The 19,063-nt window shown below is 45.1% G+C and carries 16 protein-coding genes; 8 read left to right on the top strand and 8 right to left on the bottom strand.

Translation table 11 applies throughout. From position 1 onward, the window contains the following. Nucleotides 1–31 precede the first annotated feature (31 nt). The 3 genes from gloA (at nucleotide 32) to M0N77_RS10065 (ending at nucleotide 3,038) form a co-directional block, all read left to right on the top strand. Nucleotides 32–583: a lactoylglutathione lyase gene (gene gloA / locus M0N77_RS10075; protein WP_371834199.1), complete on the top strand. Its 552-nt coding sequence runs from the start codon at nucleotides 32–34 to the stop codon at nucleotides 581–583. A 119-nt stretch (nucleotides 584–702) separates the two neighbouring features. Then, nucleotides 703–1,749, top strand: a complete 1,047-nt coding sequence (locus tag M0N77_RS10070) for a mechanosensitive ion channel domain-containing protein (protein ID WP_353105054.1) — start codon at nucleotides 703–705, stop codon at nucleotides 1,747–1,749. Nucleotides 1,750–1,844: 95 nt separating this feature from the next. After that, nucleotides 1,845–3,038: a hypothetical protein gene (locus M0N77_RS10065; RefSeq protein WP_353105053.1), complete on the top strand. Its 1,194-nt coding sequence runs from the start codon at nucleotides 1,845–1,847 to the stop codon at nucleotides 3,036–3,038. 91 nt (nucleotides 3,039–3,129) lie between these two features. Here the strand turns inward: M0N77_RS10065 and M0N77_RS10060 are convergent, their stop codons facing one another. The 4 genes from M0N77_RS10060 to ribA form a co-directional block, all read right to left on the bottom strand. Continuing rightward, a complete protein-coding gene (locus M0N77_RS10060) occupies nucleotides 3,130–3,600 on the bottom strand; it encodes a cytochrome c (protein ID WP_353105052.1) in 471 nt (156 codons plus the stop codon). 308 nt (nucleotides 3,601–3,908) lie between these two features. Further along, entirely contained in the window at nucleotides 3,909–4,889 is a 981-nt protein-coding gene (gene hemF / locus M0N77_RS10055) for an oxygen-dependent coproporphyrinogen oxidase (protein WP_353105051.1), read from the bottom strand. Nucleotides 4,890–4,936: 47 nt separating this feature from the next. Beyond that, a complete protein-coding gene (locus M0N77_RS10050) occupies nucleotides 4,937–5,695 on the bottom strand; it encodes an IS5 family transposase (protein WP_025651202.1) in 759 nt (252 codons plus the stop codon). Between the two features lie 116 nt (nucleotides 5,696–5,811). Then, entirely contained in the window at nucleotides 5,812–6,450 is a 639-nt protein-coding gene (gene ribA, locus M0N77_RS10045) for a GTP cyclohydrolase II (protein WP_353105050.1), read from the bottom strand. A gap of 652 nt (nucleotides 6,451–7,102) precedes the next feature. Here ribA and dxs point away from each other — a divergent pair. Continuing rightward, nucleotides 7,103–9,199, top strand: coding sequence for a 1-deoxy-D-xylulose-5-phosphate synthase (gene dxs / locus M0N77_RS10040; protein WP_353105049.1), 2,097 nt, complete (start codon nucleotides 7,103–7,105; stop codon nucleotides 9,197–9,199). Nucleotides 9,200–9,318: 119 nt separating this feature from the next. Then, a complete protein-coding gene (locus M0N77_RS10035) occupies nucleotides 9,319–10,146 on the top strand; it encodes an inositol monophosphatase family protein (protein ID WP_353105048.1) in 828 nt (275 codons plus the stop codon). A 120-nt stretch (nucleotides 10,147–10,266) separates the two neighbouring features. Here M0N77_RS10035 and M0N77_RS10030 read toward each other — a convergent pair whose 3' ends face one another. Then, nucleotides 10,267–11,661, bottom strand: coding sequence for a wax ester/triacylglycerol synthase family O-acyltransferase (locus M0N77_RS10030; RefSeq protein ID WP_353105047.1), 1,395 nt, complete (start codon nucleotides 11,659–11,661; stop codon nucleotides 10,267–10,269). 93 nt (nucleotides 11,662–11,754) lie between these two features. Further along, nucleotides 11,755–12,579, bottom strand: coding sequence for a thiazole synthase (locus M0N77_RS10025; protein ID WP_353105046.1), 825 nt, complete (start codon nucleotides 12,577–12,579; stop codon nucleotides 11,755–11,757). Nucleotides 12,580–12,882: 303 nt separating this feature from the next. Here M0N77_RS10025 and gspE point away from each other — a divergent pair, with 303 nt between their 5' ends. Then, a complete protein-coding gene (gene gspE, locus M0N77_RS10020) occupies nucleotides 12,883–14,406 on the top strand; it encodes a type II secretion system ATPase GspE (protein WP_353105045.1) in 1,524 nt (507 codons plus the stop codon). A gap of 7 nt (nucleotides 14,407–14,413) precedes the next feature. Here gspE and M0N77_RS10015 read toward each other — a convergent pair whose 3' ends face one another. Together M0N77_RS10015 and M0N77_RS10010 are read right to left on the bottom strand one after the other, a co-directional pair. Continuing rightward, a complete protein-coding gene (locus M0N77_RS10015; RefSeq protein WP_353105044.1) occupies nucleotides 14,414–14,908 on the bottom strand; it encodes a RidA family protein in 495 nt (164 codons plus the stop codon). Nucleotides 14,909–14,957: 49 nt separating this feature from the next. Then, on the bottom strand, nucleotides 14,958–15,755 hold the full coding sequence (locus M0N77_RS10010; RefSeq protein ID WP_353105043.1) for a DUF4442 domain-containing protein: 798 nt from the start codon (nucleotides 15,753–15,755) through the stop codon (nucleotides 14,958–14,960). Nucleotides 15,756–16,023: 268 nt separating this feature from the next. Between M0N77_RS10010 and M0N77_RS10005 the strand changes: the two genes are divergently transcribed. Beyond that, on the top strand, nucleotides 16,024–17,451 hold the full coding sequence (locus M0N77_RS10005; RefSeq protein WP_353105042.1) for an AAA family ATPase: 1,428 nt from the start codon (nucleotides 16,024–16,026) through the stop codon (nucleotides 17,449–17,451). Beyond that, on the top strand, nucleotides 17,366–18,853 hold the full coding sequence (locus M0N77_RS10000; protein ID WP_353105041.1) for a hypothetical protein: 1,488 nt from the start codon (nucleotides 17,366–17,368) through the stop codon (nucleotides 18,851–18,853). The genes M0N77_RS10005 and M0N77_RS10000 overlap by 86 nt, the downstream gene beginning before the upstream one ends. Nucleotides 18,854–19,063 lie beyond the last annotated feature (210 nt).

The following is a 19,063-nucleotide window of genomic DNA, read 5'->3' as shown; positions in this document are numbered from 1 at the left end:
GGTAATAAAAACATCAAAGATAAGGCTTATTATGTCAAATGCTATGTCAAGTAAATCGCAGCCTGATAACAGTATAAAAACAGCTGGCGTGCAACCTATTGCTACACAAACTAGCGGCTTTACTTTTAACCATACCATGCTAAGAGTGAAGGATCCTATAAAGTCGCTAGCCTTTTATACCGGCGTCTTAGGCATGACTTTATTGGCGGTAAAAAAGTTCCCTGAGATGGAATTTGACTTGTACTTTTTAGCTAAGCTGACGGATGAAGAGTGCGACAATCTCCCAGCAGGCGAGGATCTAGCGATTTATACCTTTCGTCAACGCGGTATCTTGGAGCTAACGCATAACTACGGTACTGAGGAGCAAGACGACTTTAGCTATCATGATGGTAACGAGCAGCCACAAGGCTTTGGTCATATTTGCTTTACGGTTCCTGACCTAGAGTCGGCTATCGCTTGGTTTGATAAAAATGACGTCACTTTTAAAAAGCGTCCCGAAGAGGGCGCTATGAAAGACATCGCTTTTATCAAAGATGTTGATGGCTACTGGATTGAGATTGTACAAGCGGATTTGATGGGCTAGCCTATTTGCATTCATTTACCACGGTTAAGATCGGTGAATTGCCTCGATTTATCAAGATTTCATCAATAAAATAAAGCACTGATAATAACTAAAATAACAACTAAAGGATTACTCATTTCATGTCTAGTACGGTAACAGTTACTGAAACCTCTGCTAATAATATAAGCGATAATGTCACTGATACCGCTACTGATGTTGTCCCTAGCGATGCTATGACTTATCAGATGATTGCCGATACCGCTAACGATCTAGTAGCAGGCTTTGTCGAGCGTATTCCTTACTTTGTCGCGGCAATAGTGGTGATGATCCTCTTTTGGTTATTATCTATACTGTTTAAAAAAGTAGTGCATAAGATATTAGGTAGCCGTAGTCGCCATCAAAATCTAGTCAAAGTCTTTCAGCGCGTAGGCGGAGCATTGATATTCTTTATCGGCTTTATGATAGCGATGGTGATAGCCATTCCAGGCTTTACCCCAGCTAAGCTGATAGGCGCACTCGGTATCGGTTCGGTGGCGATTGGTTTTGCCTTTAAAGATATTTTCCAAAACTTATTATCCGGTATTTTATTATTACTATCAGAGCCGTTTCGTATTGGCGATCAGATTGTCTCAGGCGACTATGAAGGCACCGTTGAAGATATTAAAATTCGCGCCACCACCATCAGGACTTATGATGGCCGCCAAGTGGTCATTCCAAACTCTGATTTGTATACCTCAGCTTTGACGGTGAATACCGCTTATAAGCAGCGCCGTTTACAATTAGCGGTAGGCATCGGTTATGCCGATGATATTGCTGAGGCTAAAGCCGTTATTATGCAAGCTTTAGAGCGCTGTGATAGCGTCTCAAAAAATGCTAGCCCAACTATTATCGCTGTCAATTTGGGAGATTCTACCATCGATTTGGTGGTGCGCTGGTTCATTGATGATGGTAATCAAGCGAATAAAGTCAGCTCTATCGATCAAGTGCTTATCGAGATTAAGACGGCTCTAGACAAAGCGGGTATCGACATGCCATTCCCAGTGCGTACTCTAGATCTAAGTGATCCCTCCGTAAAGCAGACAGTAAAACAGCTCAATAACCAAAGGCAGCTGAGTGACAAAGCTAGCTCTGGTCATGACCGTGAAAATAAAGATCCGATAGCAATCAACCAAGCCTCAATAGAATAGCAGAACGACTGGCCAATGGCTGTGTCTCTTGCCATCTTCTATCTTGCCTAAAGCATATTTGATCATTTGATTGTGCACTGCCAGAGACTATGTTTATGAGTAACAGAACCATCGCCCTTGGTGTTATGAAACTTAGCGTCGCTGAGAGAGCAGATGAGGCTGATGTACAGGCCTTAGATACCTTGACTGAAAAAGCGATGGTCACATTCAATCAAGTTGTCCAAAATAAATTGAAGATAGAAGTCGCGTCGTTTTCTTTTGCAGGGCCTGGTCTCACTGCTGATGAGAATGGCTACCGCGCGCTTGATTTTGTGCAGATTGGTATCAATGAGAAAACCGAGCGCAAGCTTGCGTTTATGCTAATTATTACCGATGTGGAGATTGCTGCATCATCGATGTCATACCTGCTTGCGCTGCCATCTCAGCTCACCAACGTAGCAGTCATCTCCACCCGTCGTCTGATCGCTAGTAGTGAGGACAATGCTCCGCAGCAGCAGCTGTGTATCGAGCGGCTAGCGACCATGATGTTGCACTGTTTTGGACGCCTACTCAATCTAGATTATAGTAAGGATGCCAGTAATTATTTGGCTCGCGTGCAGGCGGCAGATGATCTGGATCGCATGCAGCACTTTAGCGAAGCTCAGCATCAGCAAATGATCGAAAATTTGCCGCGCGAGGCCAATGACCGTTATTCCCAAAGTAGCGACAAGGGCGGTAAGCTGGCCTTTATTATCCGTCATATCTTAGCTAACCTTCCACGTATTCTGCGCGGAGCTATCCGCGCTAACCCATTACGTATCACCACCAAGCTACCCACTATGATCGCAGCCGCGCTGTCGGTGATTATTGTGCTTATCTTTGGCGGTGAGACCTGGGATTTTGCCGCTTCGGTGTCTTGTATACAGCTCGCTGTCTTTATGGTAGCCAGTTTTTTGGCGGCAAGCTTTGTGCTTTATCGGGCTTTTTCTTTTCGCCTGATCTCGACGCGGCGAGGGCAGACCTCAGAGAGCTCAGTAGTGACTGCTGCTGCTACTTATTTGGCGCTGATACTGACGCTGATTTGTCTGTTTTTTATGTTTGGCCTGCTGATGTATGGGGTGGTGGTCTTCGTGTTTCCTGACCCGCTAATGAGTACTTGGACCTCCGATAAGGACGGCGCAAATTTTGGCGCTCATATGCGGCTAGTGGTTTTTTTAGCTTCGGTAGGAGTGCTATCAGGCTCGCTTGGCGGGTCGGCGGATTCGCGCACAGTCGTACGCAATGTACTGTTTGCCGCTGATGAGACTTAATGGGCGGTTTGCTACGCATAAAAAACCGCCATATCGGCTGATATAGCGGTTTTGTTCTTAAACCTATTGAGGTTCACTTATCGTTATAGGGTTAATCGGTTTTTACTTTAAAGTCAGTGTGACAAGATTTGCAGCTAGCGCCAACCTCTTTAAAGGCGGGAGCAAAGTCATCAACGCTGGTCGCGGTCTGTGCCACGTTATTTAATTCAGCGGTCACTTGTTGGAACTTTTCAGATTCGGCGACAAAGCTTGGATTATCAGTCCAAACCGCTTCGGTTGAATTACCAATCGCCTCTTGGTTTTCAAAATGTATCCAAGGCTCTTGTGAAGCCTCAGCTAAGTATGAGGTTTGATCTTGTAAAACAGCAGCATCAAAAGTATCAGGCGCTTTTACCATATCGCCCATGATGCCCATAGCATCACCGTAGCTTTTCATAATGTCTTGACGAGCTTTGACATCAGGATCAAGAGGGCTACTACAAGCACTTAGAGCTAACGCAGCAGCAAACATAGACATAGCTACTATAGATTTTGATGAGTTAGAGTTATTAACTTTTATCATAATGAAATTTCCTTATAAATGGCTAAATATAAAAAACGGCTAGTTTAAAGGTCTAGCAAAAATTAACTACCAGTTAAAGCCCTAAAGAAGCAGGTGAGCTTACTTTTGTTTTTTGAAGTAACATTGCTTTGAATATAAGGCCTACAGCCGCCTGATGTGTAGAGTATTTATGTAACGAGTCTTTAGACGCAAAAACGGACTATACCTAATAGATAAAGGTCAGCTATAAAAGCTGACCTAGAGTTTTTGGCAATTTATATAAATAAAACAGTTGTTTACTATAGAGGCGCTTATTGTAGCGTGATGAGTTATAAAGTCAACCAATCGCGAGGTTTTAGATAATAGTCAGTCAGCTCGTATTCTGCCGTACCTGGCTCAGGCTCAAAGCGATAATGCCAGCTAGCAAGCGGCGGCATACTGACTAAGATGGACTCGATACGGCCATTACTTTGTAGACCAAAGAGCGTACCGCGATCATAAACTAAGTTGTATTCGACGTAGCGGCCGCGGCGGTAAAGCTGAAACTGACGCTGCTCCTCGGTAAAGGCAGTGTTTTTGCGCTGCTCAAAAATAGGCAAGATACCATCAAGATAACCATTACCTACTGCTTGCATAAACTCAAAGCATCGCTCAAAATCCCAACCGCGACTCTCAAAGTTGACATCGTCATAAAACAGTCCACCAATACCGCGCTGCTCATCACGATGACGCAAATGGAAATATTCATCACACCACTGCTTAAAGTCAGGGTAGACGGTATCTCCAAAAGGCGCACAGAGGTCATGACAGACTTGATGCCATTGCACACAGTCTGCTAATACTGGATAAAACGGCGTCAAATCAAAACCACCACCGAACCACCAGATAGGGTCTTCACCTTCAGCTTCAGCGACAAAAAGCCGTACATTAGCATGACTGGTTGGCACATTAGGGTTTTTGGGATGAACCACCAATGACACGCCCATGGCTTGGGCTTTACGGCCGGCGATATTGGGATGACGTGAGGTAGCTGAAGCTGGTAGATTATGGACGTGAATGTGGCTAAACATAACCCCAGCTTTTTCGATGACCTCACCGTCAGCCAAGATACAGGAGCGACCGCCGCCGCCTTCAGGCCGCTCCCAGTCATCAGCAACAAAAGTAGCGTTGCCGCCGCCATCACGTTCTTGCGCTTCTAATGCTTGGCAGATACGTGCTTGCAGATCAACTAAAAAAGCCCGTACTCGCGAAATATCATCGTGAGTAGGAACGGCGGCATGAATTGGATTACAGCGAGCAGAATTAGTCATAAAAATATCTATAATATTAGGTGTGTTGACTAGGGTGTGTATAGAATTCAAATCAAGGGCAACCAGATAAAGACACAAGCGAGCATTACCGCCGCTGCAAAGCTATCTTTGAGCTTATCATATCGCGTGGCAATGCCCCTAAAATGTTTCAATCTAGCAAAAGCGTTTTCTACCAAATGACGGCAACGATACAAATACCAATCTAGTGTGTCGTTACTGCTTTTAGAGTTCGACTTAACAGGTATGACTGACTGAGCACAGTGCTTGAAGATACACTCTCTAATATCGCTACTATCGTAGCCCCTGTCTGCAATCACCGCTTTAGTCTGGTTGTTAATGGTGCTACATATCAACGCCTTTGCCATCTTAGAGTCATGTACTTGCCCACCTGACAGCTCAACATGTATAGGGTTGCCACAAGCATCGACCACTAAGTGCAGTTTGCTGCTATTACCTGCAACGCTTTTACCAATGGCCTCATCAAGATGACTGGCTGCGCCTGTACTATGCTGATGAGCTTTAACCACGCTACCGTCTATAAATAACCATTCACTATCATAGTTTGCTGTGACTATCTTCATGAGCTTTTGCCATTTACCGGTTTTACGCCAGTAACGGTATTGATGATATATGCTAGACCAATGACCAAAATAAGAAGGTAAGTCTCGCCATGGACAGCCTACTCGTATGCGGTACAACATGCCTTCAACGGTACGTCTTAGATTGGGCTTGTTATATACGTTAATTTGTCGCAATATAATAAATAGCTTGTGCCAATGTTCATCGTTGAGCTTAGTGCGAGCCATAAGTGACGCCTTGTTTCTTTGTTGTGGTAAACATTAGAGTAAGGCGTTGCTTATTTTTTTCAATGCTTTCTCAATTCTATACAGTCCCTAGCTTATAAAATCTTTTTTAAAAAGTGCTATTTGTTTAGATGAACAGCGGTATTAAAATCTTTATCAAATAAATGTCCCATACGATCGCGCTTGGTAGCCAAATAGTCAGCATTATCATCAGTGATACCGACCACTAGCGGAATACGCTCAATGACCTTGATACCATTTTCGCTCAAATAAGCCACTTTGTCAGGATTGTTGGTAATGAGATTGACCGCATCGACGCCAACGTGCGCTAGCATCGGCCCGCACATATCATAAATGCGCGCGTCAGCTGGCAAGCCTAACATTAAGTTGGCATCTAAGGTATCATGCCCCTGATCTTGTAGCGCGTAAGCCCGAATCTTGTTCGTCAGGCCGATACCGCGTCCTTCTTGACGCAGGTACAATATCGCCCCGCAGCCGTGCTCTTGGATGGCCTGCATCGCTGTATTGAGCTGAGGCCCACAGTCGCATTTAATAGAACCAAAAGCATCGCCCGTCAAGCACTCTGAGTGAATACGAACCAAAGGAATAGGCTGATCGGTAGATTGGCTGGGCTCCTCTACAGGCAAGCCTGTGCTCAGCATCACATGCTCTTGACCATCTGGATCTTCAAAGACATGAATATCAAAGTCGCCATGACGAGTAGGTAGGGTAGCACTAGTAATAAATTGATATGACATGGAGGTCCTGCATAAGCCGATCATAGTGAAAGTAGCAATTGTTAAGTCTAAAGACACTTGATTGACAGTGAGTTATTATTAATAATTAACGCTATGTGACGGTTGTCTGTAACTGTCTATTTGCCTATGCTTTCATAACCTATAATTTTCTATAGATAGCAAACTAGACACAGTGGATCAAAAGCCGCCTATAACAGTCGCTCTAAAAATACCGCCGCTTCACTATAACTATATAGTTACTATTATTTAAAATACTAGGTCTATCTAACATACTAGGTCCATTCAAAATACGAGGGCAGCTTAGGATTAGCTAAAAAACACACAAAGTTCACAGACGACTGACGATGATTAAAGCGATAGATAAAAAAAAATGCTATTATGCCATACTATTTTATTAGATACAGTGACAAGTCTTTGCCCTCGGACTACTATATCGTCAATATTGGCTGCTATAAACTCTTGATAATGAGGTATGCTAGCAATCAATAGCGACATAGTAGTGAGCATATCAAGTCAATAATCGATAGCCGCCTATTTTGCGTCGCTATCGCTCATTTGTATTTTATTCTTGTCGATAGTTATTATAACCTCGGCATATAACGATATGGTAAGGCCACGCCTTGTCAGCAGATTGGTAGGTATAGTACGGTTTATGCAGCAATCTTCTCATTCCTCACAGTCTCATTTATCAGCTGATTGCTCTACGTCAACAGCTTCTCATACTGCTAAGCCGCTTTCGGCCTTGCAGCAAACGTATAATGAGATTCCGCGTGTCCGTCCTATTACCCCTTTGCTCGATTCTATCGATACTCCAGCAGATATAAAACAGTACAGTACCGAGCAGCTGATGACTTTAGCTGATGAGCTGCGACTGTTTCTTTTGTATTCAGCTGGACAAAGCGGTGGTCACTTTGGTGCCAACTTAGGCGTGGTTGAGCTGACTATCGTGCTGCATTATCTACTAGATGCGCCAAGCGACCAGATCGTCTGGGATGTCGGCCATCAAGCCTACGCGCACAAAGTGTTGACGGGTCGCCGTGAGCAGCTGCACAGTATCCGCTCAAAAGGTGGTTTAACTGCTTTTCCAGAGCGGGTAGAGTCAGTCTATGACACCTTTGGCGTTGGTCATTCTTCCACTTCTATCTCAGCCGGCTTAGGCATGAGCTTAGCGCTTCGTTATCAAGGCCTTGAGCAGACCGTGGCCTGTATCATTGGCGATGGGGCGATGACAGGTGGCATGGCATTTGAGGCGATGAATGATGCGGTGCAACAAGATGCGGATTTACTAGTTATCTTGAACGACAATGATATGTCGATATCTTGTTCTATTGGCGGCTTCTCGCGTCATTTAGCGATGTTATGGGAGTCAGGCCATCAAGTCGATATCTCAGACACAGGCGAACCTATTCTTTGTCATCGTCCGCATGTGCAGGACTTTGATCGCCGTAAGCGTCACAAAGAGCATCGCGATGTTCCCAATATAGAAGACAATCTATTTAAAGCGATAGGCTTTACTTATTTTGGCCCTTTTGATGGTCATAATATTCCTGAGCTGCTACGCGTTTTATCTTTAGCTAAGCAAGTATCAGGACCAGTATTGGTACATATTTATACTACTAAAGGCAAAGGCTTTGCGCCTGCAGAAGCTGATCCTGTCGGCTACCATGCTATTAGTAAGCTGCCCCTTGAAGTGAGTATAAATGACGAAGCAGTTAGTCAGCAAACTACTCATCAGCAAATTAGCGCCGTCAAACCTATTGCGGCTTTGAAGTATTCGCAAGTGTTCGGTGAGTTCCTCTGTGATAAAGCAGCTACTGATGATAAGTTACTGGCGATTACCCCAGCTATGGAAGAGGGCTCGGGGATGATTGATTTTGCGCGTCAGTTTCCGGAGCGCTTCTTCGATGTGGCGATTGCTGAGCAGCATGCGGTGACTCTAGCCGGCGGTATGGCGACACAAGGGGTGAAGCCTATTGTCGCTATCTACTCGACTTTTTTGCAGCGCGGCTATGATCAGCTGATTCATGATGTGGCGCTGCAAGATCTTGATGTGACCTTTGCTATTGATAGAGCAGGACTCGTTGGTGAAGATGGTGCAACCCACGCCGGCGTCTTTGATTTTGCTTTTTTGCGCTGCGTGCCTAACCTGCTTATCGCGGCGCCAAAAGATGAAAACGAGTGCTATCAGCTGCTTAATACTTGTTATGAGTATAAGGGCGCTACTGCCGTTCGTTATCCGCGTGGCAAAGGTACAGGCGCGACTATTCAGCGCCCAGCTCAGCTTTATAAAGTAGGTCAAGCGGTAGTTGAGTCAGTATTAGGGGCAGATAATGCGCCAACTAAACTGGCGATTTTGGCGTTTGGCACTATGGTGGCAACCGCGCAGCAAGCCGCTGAAACTATTATTACTCAGCTTGCCAGTACTCAAAGCGCTGAGAGTCTACAAGTACAAGTGGTCAATATGCGCTGGGTAAAACCTTTAGATAGCGACTTGCTAGAGTCTTTACTAGAGCAAGGAATGACTCATATCGCCACGGTAGAAGAGCACATGATTATGGGCGGCGCTGGCAGTGCAGTCAACGAGTATCTACTCAACGACTCTCTAGCTTTTAAGCGTCAGCGTCCTTTAATTTGTAATATCGGTATCACTGATCGCTTTATTGCTCATGGCTCACAAGCCGAGCAGTGGGCGGATTGTGGTTTAGATACGCCAGGAGTGGTCAAGCAGCTCCAGCAGTTATTGTCTTAATAGAGTTTTAACAGGCTTAGTCAGGTTTATTTGGCTTTGCTCTAAGCTTGTTTTTACCTAAGTATTCTTTTCAAGTTAACATTATTGTTATTTTTATCAATCAAGTAAATAGGTTATTTATGGAACCCATGGTCGTTATCGCAGCGCGTGCTGCCGAAAAAGTCGGTAAAGAGATCTTGTACGCGCATCAAAACCGTCACAAAGTTGAGCTAGATACTGAGTCCAAGGGACTAGATGGTTTAGTAACTCGTATCGACCGTTTTAGTGAAGAGCTCACTATCGCGACACTAAAAGCCAGTTATCCTGATCATTCGTATTTAGGCGAAGAGTTTGGTATGCAGCAAGGCCGCGGTGAAGACGCAGATTGGTGCTGGATTATAGATCCACTCGATGGTACCAAGAATTTTGTTCACGGTGTGCCGCAGTTTTGTGTCTCAATCGCTGTGCAGTATAAAGGCGTCACTGAGCATGGCGTGGTCTATGATCCGGTCCGTGATGAGATGTTTTCAGCCAGCCGCGGTAAAGGCGCGCGTCTGAACAACCGCCGTATGCAGGTCACTGATCGCAAGACCTTAGATGGTGGCTTATTTACCACCGGCCATCCATTAGAGCGTAATCGTAACGGCGAGGTCATCTCTTATGCCAAGCAGCATTTTGAGAGCTTGCAAAAGGTTAGTGAAGCAGGCGGGCAAATTCGCCGTTTAGGCTCAGCGGCGCTCGATTTGTGCTACGTGGCCGCAGGTCGTTTTGATGGTTATTTTGAGATGTCAATCAAGCCTTGGGATATCGCCGCAGGCGAGCTAATTGTTACTGAAGCTCGTGGTACTGTTGTTGATCATACTGGCGCTCATAATTCTATGACCTCAGGCTCTATCTTTGCCTGTAACGTCAAGCTATTAAAGCCACTAATGCAAACGGTTGTCCCTTGTTGGGCTGATGCTCTTTAGCTTATAGCTGTATAGCAAGCTATAGATAATAAAAAAGCTGACTCTCTTACGAAGTCAGCTTTTTTTATAGTTGCAGTTTAAGGTACTGTAGCTAAATAATAGCATTACTCAGCACTATAATTAGTAACGAACGCCAAGACGCTTCTCTTCACAAATACTCTCAAGCGAGCTTAGCTCTTCTTCAATGAGTCCTAGCATATCCTGCACTCTTGGCAACAGCTTACTACAAGCGGTAATACAAAACTCAATCTTGTCAAGATAAGTGGCAATGGTAATATTCATCGCTTGACCATCAACCAAAACAGAGGCCGGATAGAGAGCTTTTAGTGGCGCGCCATTCCAGTATAGCGGTTGTTTTGAGCCTGGTACGTTAGAGATAATAAGGTTAAAAGCTTGTTTTTTGGGAAAAATGCCAGTCAAGACGTTGAGGCCTTCCCAAGCGTAAGCAATGGCGCTGTAGTTGATAACCTGCGCTTTATTCATCCGGCGAAAGCGGCGCTTACCACTATTCATACTGTCATGAATCAGCTGCATACGTTTTACCGGATCTTCTAAATGAGTCCCTAGATTGGCCAATAAAAAAGAGATTTGATTGCCTGAGGCGCTAGCATCGCCGCGTAGCGACATAGGGACAAAAGCAATTAGAGGCTTTTTGGGCAGCTCATTCATAGCCATTAGATAGCGGCGCATGGCACCGGCACAAACGGCAAGCACCGCATCGTTTTGATTGACTCCAAAGGTATTGGCGACATTATAAAAACGCTCGATATCATAAGACTGAGCAGCGATACGACGAGAGGCTGAGATACGCTGATTAAGAACGCTTCTTGGCGCATCAAAAGTACCGACATAATCAGGCTTACCGTTATGTTTAAAATTATCGATAAGTTCGGTAAACACCGGTTTGATAGTAGAGAACTGCTCTTTGAGAATTCGCGAAGTTGAACGCGCCGCAGGCAGTAAATTATCCGCTTTGCTACTGTTTCGAGTAATCATCGACCAGATAGGCAATGTTACTGGCTCAGTAGGCGACTGTGATAAGGTTTTTTGGACGATGCGCATCGCTGCAATACCATCGACTAAGGAGTGATGAATCTTGACATACAAAGCAAAACGCTCAGGGCGACCCTCTGCCTCTGGTAGTATGCCTTCGATAATATGACATTCCCATAACGGCATAGCGCGGTCGAGCAGTCTGCTATGCTCTTTTGAGACATACATCAATAATTCACGCACGCGGCCAGGGCTTGGCAGGGCGACATGACGAAAATGATGCTCAACATCGAACTGCTCATCTTCTTTCCAAAATATTAAGTTCTCAAGCACTTGGTTAAAAGGAAAGCTTGGCGGTACTTCAGAGTTTTGCATCTGCTGAGCCAATTGATAAACAAAATCGCTACTGGCTCCTTTTTCACTCTCTGGCAACTCAAATAAAAATAAGCCGCCCACATGCATAGGCTGCTTACGAGATTCAAGAAGTAAGAAAAGCTGATCAACTGCTGTCATTAGTCGCATGCTAAATCCTTTTATGGCGATAAGTGAAGATAATAACTTAAATAACTACTCACTTAAAAGAATATAAAATTGTTATTACATGAGTTTACTAAATTATTGGAAGAAATATCCGGTTTGTGGTGAACTAGCAGTCGCCATTCTACGCATAGGCATACGCCCTGCCAAAAAAGCGGCACGACCAGCCCAAACGGCTTGTTTCATCGCCTGCGCCATAAGTACTGGGTTTTGAGCATGAGCAATAGCAGAATTCATCAGTACCCCATCGCAGCCAAGCTCCATCGCAATAGCGGCATCTGAAGCGGTCCCCACGCCGGCATCGACCAAGACCGGCACTTTAGCGTTTTCGATAATAAGACTCAGAGTGTGACGGTTTAGTAGTCCAAGACCTGAGCCAATCAAACTACCTAAAGGCATAATAGCCACGCAGCCCATGCTCTCAAGCTCACTTGCAACGATAGGATCATCCGAGGTATAAACCATCACCTCAAAGCCATCATCGATCAGCACTTTTGCCGCCTTTAGCGTTTCAGTAACGTTAGGATAAAGGCTTTTTTCATCGCCCAATACCTCAAGCTTAACCAAATTATGACCGCCTAATAGCTCGCGCGCCAGCTTACAAGTACGTATCGCGCTATCGGCATCAAAGCAGCCTGCGGTATTGGGCAGTATGGTGTATTTGTCTGGTGAGATGACCTCAAGCAAGTTTGGCTCGTCGCTATTTTGACCAATATTGGTACGGCGAATAGCTACAGTAACGATTTCAGACCCGGCCGCTGCGATAGCCTGAGCGGTCTCGGTTAGGTCTTTGTATTTGCCTGTCCCTACGAGCAGGCGCGATGAAAAAGTGCGACTGCCTACCGTAAAGCTATCATTAATTAAAGCGTCTGGGTCATGAGCTGCAGTTGAAGCTTGTGACATATTAGAAGTCCTAATGGCTTATGAATAAAAGCGGTTTAATAACAATCAGTTTTTGAAACCCAATAACAAAACTTTTATACCGATAAAATATAAAGTCTAGCGATTAGCTAGCTACGCTAAAGCAGACAAAATGCTATTATAACAAAATCACAGGTGCTTAATAGGCTGTTAGTAGACGCTTACCGAAAAACTTTCAACGCTATAAAACCAGTAGCGCTGCAAGGGTTTAAGGTGCTCAAGTTATCAAATCATCAAGTTATCAAATCATTTAATTATTAAGCTATCATTCAATAGGTCATTATTATGCTGCCATTGCCATATAGTTTTGCTAAGCGCCATCAGCTATTGATCGTAGCGGCTATAGACTCTACTCTGCCGCCAACGCTGATATTAACTAAAGCGACGCCGTTATCTGCTATTAATGAAGCGGTACGTTTTATGCAGCAACAAGGCGTGCGCGAGGCTCCTAGTTATGAAAGCGTCAGCGCTGATGAGTTTGAAAAGCGCATGAATGCCGCTTATGCCGCCAATACTGGTGAGTCACAGCATATTGCCGCAGGCCTAGAGGATCATCCCGATCTCGATAGCTTAGCCGATAGCGTGCCTGAAACCGAAGATCTGATGGATAGCCAAGATGATGCGCCTATCATTCGGCTGATTAATGCTTTGTTATCAGAAGCGATTCGCTTAAATGCCTCCGATATCCATATCGAAACTTTTGAGAAGCGCTTAGTAGTACGTTTTCGCGTCGATGGCGAGCTCAAAGAGATCATCACCCCCAAGCGCCAATTAGCGCCCTTACTCGTGTCGCGTATCAAAGTGATGGCTAAGCTCGATATCGCCGAAAAGCGCGTACCGCAAGATGGGCGTATGAGCTTAAGACTAGCGGGTCGCGAGGTAGATGTGCGAGTATCAACGCTGCCCTCAAGTTTTGGCGAGCGCGTGGTGATGCGTTTGCTTGATAAGCAAGCAGGGCGCTTGAATATGACTTATTTGGGACTTGCTGATAACGATTATAATCAGCTTAAACGGCTGATCCATCGACCGCACGGTATTATATTGGTCACCGGCCCTACCGGTTCTGGTAAAACCACTACGCTTTATGCTGCTTTGACTGATCTTAATGATCAAACGCGTAATATCTTGACTGCCGAGGATCCGATCGAGTTTCAGCTCGATGGTATCGGCCAGACGCAGGTCAATAATAAGGTCGATATGACCTTTGCTAAGAGTTTACGCGCCATGCTGCGTCAAGATCCAGATGTGGTAATGGTTGGTGAGATTCGCGATCTTGAGACCGCTGAGATTGCCGTGCAAGCCTCCTTAACGGGGCACTTGGTGCTCTCAACCTTGCATACTAACACCGCAATTGGCGCGGTGACGCGCCTGCAAGATATGGGCGTTGAGCCGTTTTTATTATCGTCCTCCTTGATTGGGGTGGTGGCGCAGCGCTTGGTACGCACGCTATGTAGTCATTGTCACGACTGGCAAATAGCCGATAGCGAGCAAGCCAAGCTGTTTAGTGAGATTTATATTGAGCATCAGACTACTATCAAGCTACCTAAAGCTGTCGGCTGTGATAAGTGCAATCAGTCCGGCTTTAAGGGTCGTACTGCTATCTATGAAGTTGTGCCTATTGATGATACGCTGCGCCGGATGATTCATAGTAATACGGCTGAGTTTGAGCTAGAAGAATACGCGCGCGCGCAAACGCCATCGATTCGCGCTGACGGTCTGCATAAAGTGCTGGCAGGTCGAACCACGCTTGAGGAGGTGCTACGAGTGACCAAAGAGAGCGCCCTAGTTGAGGACGCTTTATTGCTATAGTCATGAATTATTTAGCGGCGATACATTCAATCTCAACGCTGGCATTAGCGGCAAGGCTTGCAACGCCAAAAGCTGAGCGCACCGGATAAGGCTTATTAAGCTCAGTTTTATATACCTCGTTAAAGTCGCCAAAGTCATCCATATCAGTGAGCATCGCCATACATTTAACCAGATCTGACTTTTGGTAGCCGTACTGTAAGAGTACCCCATTAATATTATCTAGGGCTTGCTTGGTTTCGGCTTTGATGCCGCCTTTGATTAGTTTACCGTCTTTAAAGCCAATTTGCCCCGACATATATAAAGTATTGCCAACGCGTACCGCGCTTGAGAACGGATACTCGCCGCCATCGCCAAAAAAGATCGGTTTGGACTGAATGATAGTAGGGTTAGTAGGATTAGTAGGGGTTGGCGCAGCTTGAGCGCTGACCATAACACCGAATCCTAACAGAGCACTAAAAGAGAGTTTGGCTAGTTTTGTGATCATATTTTTATTAGTAGTCATAATTTTATCCTTATTATTTTAAGGTTGCAGTTATCGGTTATAGTGAGCTTTATTCATTTGCTTTTTTCAATTCGCTTTTTGCAGCATTTTCTGCATTGTCGTTTTCAGTTTTTGTAGTCTCTTTTTCAGCATGAACGCTTTTTTCATTAGCTTGCAATGCTGGTTGACCACGACCTTGACGACGCGCCTCAAGCTCAGCTTTAGGTATCCAGGCCCAAGTCATCTCCACAGTGATAGGGTCGCGCTCGCTGTCTGATTCGCGATCATCAATAACGCAAGGGATGACCATCTCCCCTTTGGGTGTATTGAGAATCTCTAAGCGCTGCTCGTCAGATAAAGTGGCGATGGCGGCTACTTGTCCTCTTTTTAGTGGACGATAAAAATTCACCGAGTAAGACTTAATTAGTAGCATCCGATCGGTCGGTAAGTTTAGACCTAAGATAAAGCCTGTTGCCGTCTCAGCAAGCAAAGTCACAGCGACGGCATGAATAGAGCCGATATGATTTTGTACCGCTTTTTCATTTTTTAGGCTAACGATAACTTGATTGGGCTCAACTTTTTCGTAGTAGACGCCAGTGGTGCCGACATAAGGCACCACTTTACCAAAAGCTTTGGATAAAATAGTGGAGCGTGCGCCAGTAGGCAAGTATTTGGTCACCGATAACAGCTTGGAGAATTGGTTATTCACAGGCTTTAAAGTGCTAGCTGGTGCATCGTTAGCCCGTCCGCTACTCTTTGAAAACCCGGCTACTGTTTCAGGGAGTGATTCTTTATTAAGGGATTCTGGTAAGGTTTTGGCTACTTTTTTGCTTAATTTATTGGGCAATTTACTAAATAGTCCTGACATAGTTCATTCCTAGAGTAGAGCAATTTTAAGGTTATGTTTTAGCGACCTATGATATAGTCGATCCACTATAAAACAAACACAGTGCTACTGGGATGAATTTTGCGCAGCAACGAAGGGACGCAGCACGCAAGGAAAATTTATACCAGTAGCACGCTGGCATAGCTGTATTCTTTTTATTTAGGATTCACTATAGCATTAAGCTACTTTGCGCTTTGACTATTAGCATAAACTACCGCGACTTCAAAATATAGTGACAGATAGTGACGTTATGAGACCTTTGAGCCACAAACAGATTTATCCCATTCAAAGTCCCACTGCCAATCAAGCTGCTGTTAACGTCATCTACAGCGGCGTTGCTGGCAGCGGCAAGACTTATCAGTTATTGCAGATCGCTAAGCACTATAGCGACTCTCTGCCTGCGATAAATCAGGATAGCTTAGTAGCGCAGTTGGTCAGCCCGTTAAGCTGGCGTGAAGTGGTGTGCTTGATATTACTCGATATGCAAAGCGAGGAGCAAGATCTAGTCAAAGTACCGCAAATCGTCGCGCATGAGTTTTTTGTCGCCAAAGCGGCACAAAACGCCAGAGCCAAAAACCTTAATAATACCGTCTGGTCAGTGCTACAAACCCATAGTGCGGCTGACTCAAAAACAGTAGTATGTGACAATCGCGCCAGCCAAGCTTATTTTGATAAAGATGACAGCGGCGCTTGGTATTTATTGGCAGACAGTAGCAGCGTATTAGTCGATTTACAGCAGCAGCTAGCGGATTTTTATCAAGCGCGGTGCGATAGCCAAGGTAGCGATACAAGCCCGATGTTTAATGAGCGTTATAGCATGGTCAGCTTTCATCAAGCTTATGGCTATGAGGAATTTGTCGAAGGTATTAGCCCGGTGATGGGCGCTCATGGCGCAAGTCAAGTCAGCTATGAGGTGCAAGATGGGGCGTTTTTGCAATTGTGTCAGCGCGCGGCTAATGATCCTGAGCAGCGTTATGCCATGCTAATCGATGAGATCAATCGCGCCAATGTCGCTCGAGTATTGGGTGAGCTGCTTAGCCTTATTGAGCCAGATAAACGGGCAGGACAGACGAACGCCATGACGGTTAAGCTTGCTTATTCTGGCCGCGCCTTTAGCGTTCCTGCTAATGTCGATATTTATGCTACGATGAATACCCAAGACCATTCACTTGCGCCGCTCGATATGGCATTGCGCCGGCGTTTTCGCTTTATTGACTGTCCACCGCAGCCTGAGCTTTTAGCCACTATTCGCGTTGATGGTGAGGCAGTTGATTTAGGGCGTTTACTAACCGGACTCAATCAGCGTATTATTCAAACTCTAGGTATAGAGGCGCAGTTAGGTCACGCTTTTTTGTTCAATATAAAGGACTTATCGCAGCTACAGACCGCACTGATTGAGCAAATCATCCCGCAACTAGCGCAAGCGAGTGGCGGACAATTAGGCTTGCTCCAGTATTTATTTAATGATGAGCTGCAGCCCTTTGCCGCGCAGTTCATCCATGCCGCACATACCGATGATCAACATAGCGCCGAGCCGTCGCTATTTTCTGCTAATCCTGTTTTTGGCGGACAAAATATCAGCGTAAGTGGTTATGTCATCAATAGCGATTTGCTCGCAGGCAAAGGCGAGTTTGCCAAAGCTGCGGTTTATCAGCGTCTTTATTGGTTGCGTGCATAGTATGAATAAAGCGATCGCTATGATGAGTGTCTTTGAGCATCAGCGTTTAAGTGTGCAGGATTTTGCCTATGCTAGCGACTTTATGTGGCTTATGGCGCAAGAGCTGCCAGTATTTACTATCAAGCGTCAACGCGGTCATTGGCAGCTAAAAGTTGGTCACTATATTGGCGTGATTCTCCTGCCAAGTAATGTCAGCTTAGAGATACTACCCAAAACGGTTGCTAGCGCTAAAGGTGTGCTATTTGAGAAGCAGATTGCTAAAACGCGGCGCTGGGTTGCGCAGATGCTAAGTACTTTGATTTATGCTAATAACAAACTGCCCGCTAGCAAGCATTTTGGCCAAGTTAGTAGCCAGTTGACCCCACTACCGCTACAAAGTTTGCCGTTATCCCAGTGGCTGATAGAGCAATTTTTGCAACTAGTAGCGAGCTGTCAGCCCAGTCAGCATTATCAAACTAAGGTGCAGAACCAAGCGGCGCTACAAGGCAAATTACTGATCAAAGAGCAGCTGCGACGCAATAGCTATCAGCCGCATAAGCTCGTGAGTGAAGTCAGTACCTTAAGCACACAAATGCTAAGCAACAGGCTGATTAAAAGCGCTTTGCAGCTCATTGAGCCTTTAGTGACGACTGCCATGCTACCTAAATACTTACTAGCGTGGCGTGCTATTGAAGCGCTAAACACTTATGAGCTACGGCAACTTGATAGGCTATATAGCCAAGCAAAACAGCAGCTTAGCTATCAGCCGTTAGCCGCCCAGCAATTACAAGGAGCACAGCGGTTACTAGCCTTTGCTTATTGGTTGCTAAAAACGCAAGCAGCAACGATGCCAGCAGGCAGCGTTTTGCATGAGCCAGACAGTCAATTACATGCGGCTACGCATTTAGCGCCATTACGCTTATGTTTATTATTAAATATGAACCAAGCGTTTGAGCAGTGGGCCAGCTTAACTATTGCGCAGAGTTTCATTGAGCGTAAAGCAGGCTATCAGCCCTATTATCAGGCGCAGCATGTCTGGCTACAAGATAGCTTAGGGCAGACTCGTTTGTCTATGCGCCCAGATTTACTAATCTATAAAGACCAGTATTGCAGCCATGTGATAGATATCAAATGGAAAGCGCTTAGGAGCGCTAATGAGCTTAGTGCAAGCGACGCTTATCAGCTGAGTAGCTACGCTCAGGCCTATCAAGCTAAGCAAGTGTGGCTAGTATATCCGGTACAGGACAAAAACCTGCGCCCAATAGCCCTACATCGTCAATTAGATAAGCGATTTAACGCACAAAATAGCAGTCCATTCAAAACCGATAGCGATAGTAAAGAGGCGAGCGCGACGCTATGGTTGGTTCCTTTTAATATTTTGACTGGCGGCATAGAACATTGGCCTGCTACAAATAATGACTAGTAGCCATAACCATAAAGGGTAGAGAAGCGCTGATTTTGGAGAAAAACCAGTAAAAAAGCTCAATTTAGATAATAAAAGCGAAAATTCATCAATTAATTGAAAATAGTTGTTGACACTATCGCTATTTCGCCTTAATATGTGCACCTCGATAGCGAGGATGATTAAGCAGTTAGCGGCATTGCTGATAACTTATTAATAATTTAAGATATC

Origin of the sequence: Psychrobacter sp. AH5 (assembly GCF_040371085.1) — a bacterium.
Lineage (GTDB): Bacteria > Pseudomonadota > Gammaproteobacteria > Pseudomonadales > Moraxellaceae > Psychrobacter.
This window is presented reverse-complemented; position numbering and strand designations above follow the sequence as displayed.

What these genes read in the sequence shown, in the direction of transcription:
- M0N77_RS10005 (WP_353105042.1), top strand. Translation starts at nt 16,024, where the DNA reads ATGAGACCTTTGAGCCACAAACAGATTTATCCCATTCAAAGTCCCACT.
- M0N77_RS10050 (WP_025651202.1), bottom strand. Translation starts at nt 5,695, where the DNA reads ATGGCTCGCACTAAGCTCAACGATGAACATTGGCACAAGCTATTTATT.
- M0N77_RS10015 (WP_353105044.1), bottom strand. Translation starts at nt 14,908, where the DNA reads ATGACTACTAATAAAAATATGATCACAAAACTAGCCAAACTCTCTTTT.
- M0N77_RS10025 (WP_353105046.1), bottom strand. Translation starts at nt 12,579, where the DNA reads ATGTCACAAGCTTCAACTGCAGCTCATGACCCAGACGCTTTAATTAAT.
- M0N77_RS10010 (WP_353105043.1), bottom strand. Translation starts at nt 15,755, where the DNA reads ATGTCAGGACTATTTAGTAAATTGCCCAATAAATTAAGCAAAAAAGTA.
- M0N77_RS10030 (WP_353105047.1), bottom strand. Translation starts at nt 11,661, where the DNA reads ATGCGACTAATGACAGCAGTTGATCAGCTTTTCTTACTTCTTGAATCT.
- gspE (WP_353105045.1), top strand. Translation starts at nt 12,883, where the DNA reads ATGCTGCCATTGCCATATAGTTTTGCTAAGCGCCATCAGCTATTGATC.
- M0N77_RS10060 (WP_353105052.1), bottom strand. Translation starts at nt 3,600, where the DNA reads ATGATAAAAGTTAATAACTCTAACTCATCAAAATCTATAGTAGCTATG.
- M0N77_RS10070 (WP_353105054.1), top strand. Translation starts at nt 703, where the DNA reads ATGTCTAGTACGGTAACAGTTACTGAAACCTCTGCTAATAATATAAGC.
- M0N77_RS10000 (WP_353105041.1), top strand. Translation starts at nt 17,366, where the DNA reads ATGTCATCAATAGCGATTTGCTCGCAGGCAAAGGCGAGTTTGCCAAAG.
- ribA (WP_353105050.1), bottom strand. Translation starts at nt 6,450, where the DNA reads ATGTCATATCAATTTATTACTAGTGCTACCCTACCTACTCGTCATGGC.
- M0N77_RS10035 (WP_353105048.1), top strand. Translation starts at nt 9,319, where the DNA reads ATGGAACCCATGGTCGTTATCGCAGCGCGTGCTGCCGAAAAAGTCGGT.
- hemF (WP_353105051.1), bottom strand. Translation starts at nt 4,889, where the DNA reads ATGACTAATTCTGCTCGCTGTAATCCAATTCATGCCGCCGTTCCTACT.
- dxs (WP_353105049.1), top strand. Translation starts at nt 7,103, where the DNA reads ATGCAGCAATCTTCTCATTCCTCACAGTCTCATTTATCAGCTGATTGC.
- gloA (WP_371834199.1), top strand. Translation starts at nt 32, where the DNA reads ATGTCAAATGCTATGTCAAGTAAATCGCAGCCTGATAACAGTATAAAA.
- M0N77_RS10065 (WP_353105053.1), top strand. Translation starts at nt 1,845, where the DNA reads ATGAGTAACAGAACCATCGCCCTTGGTGTTATGAAACTTAGCGTCGCT.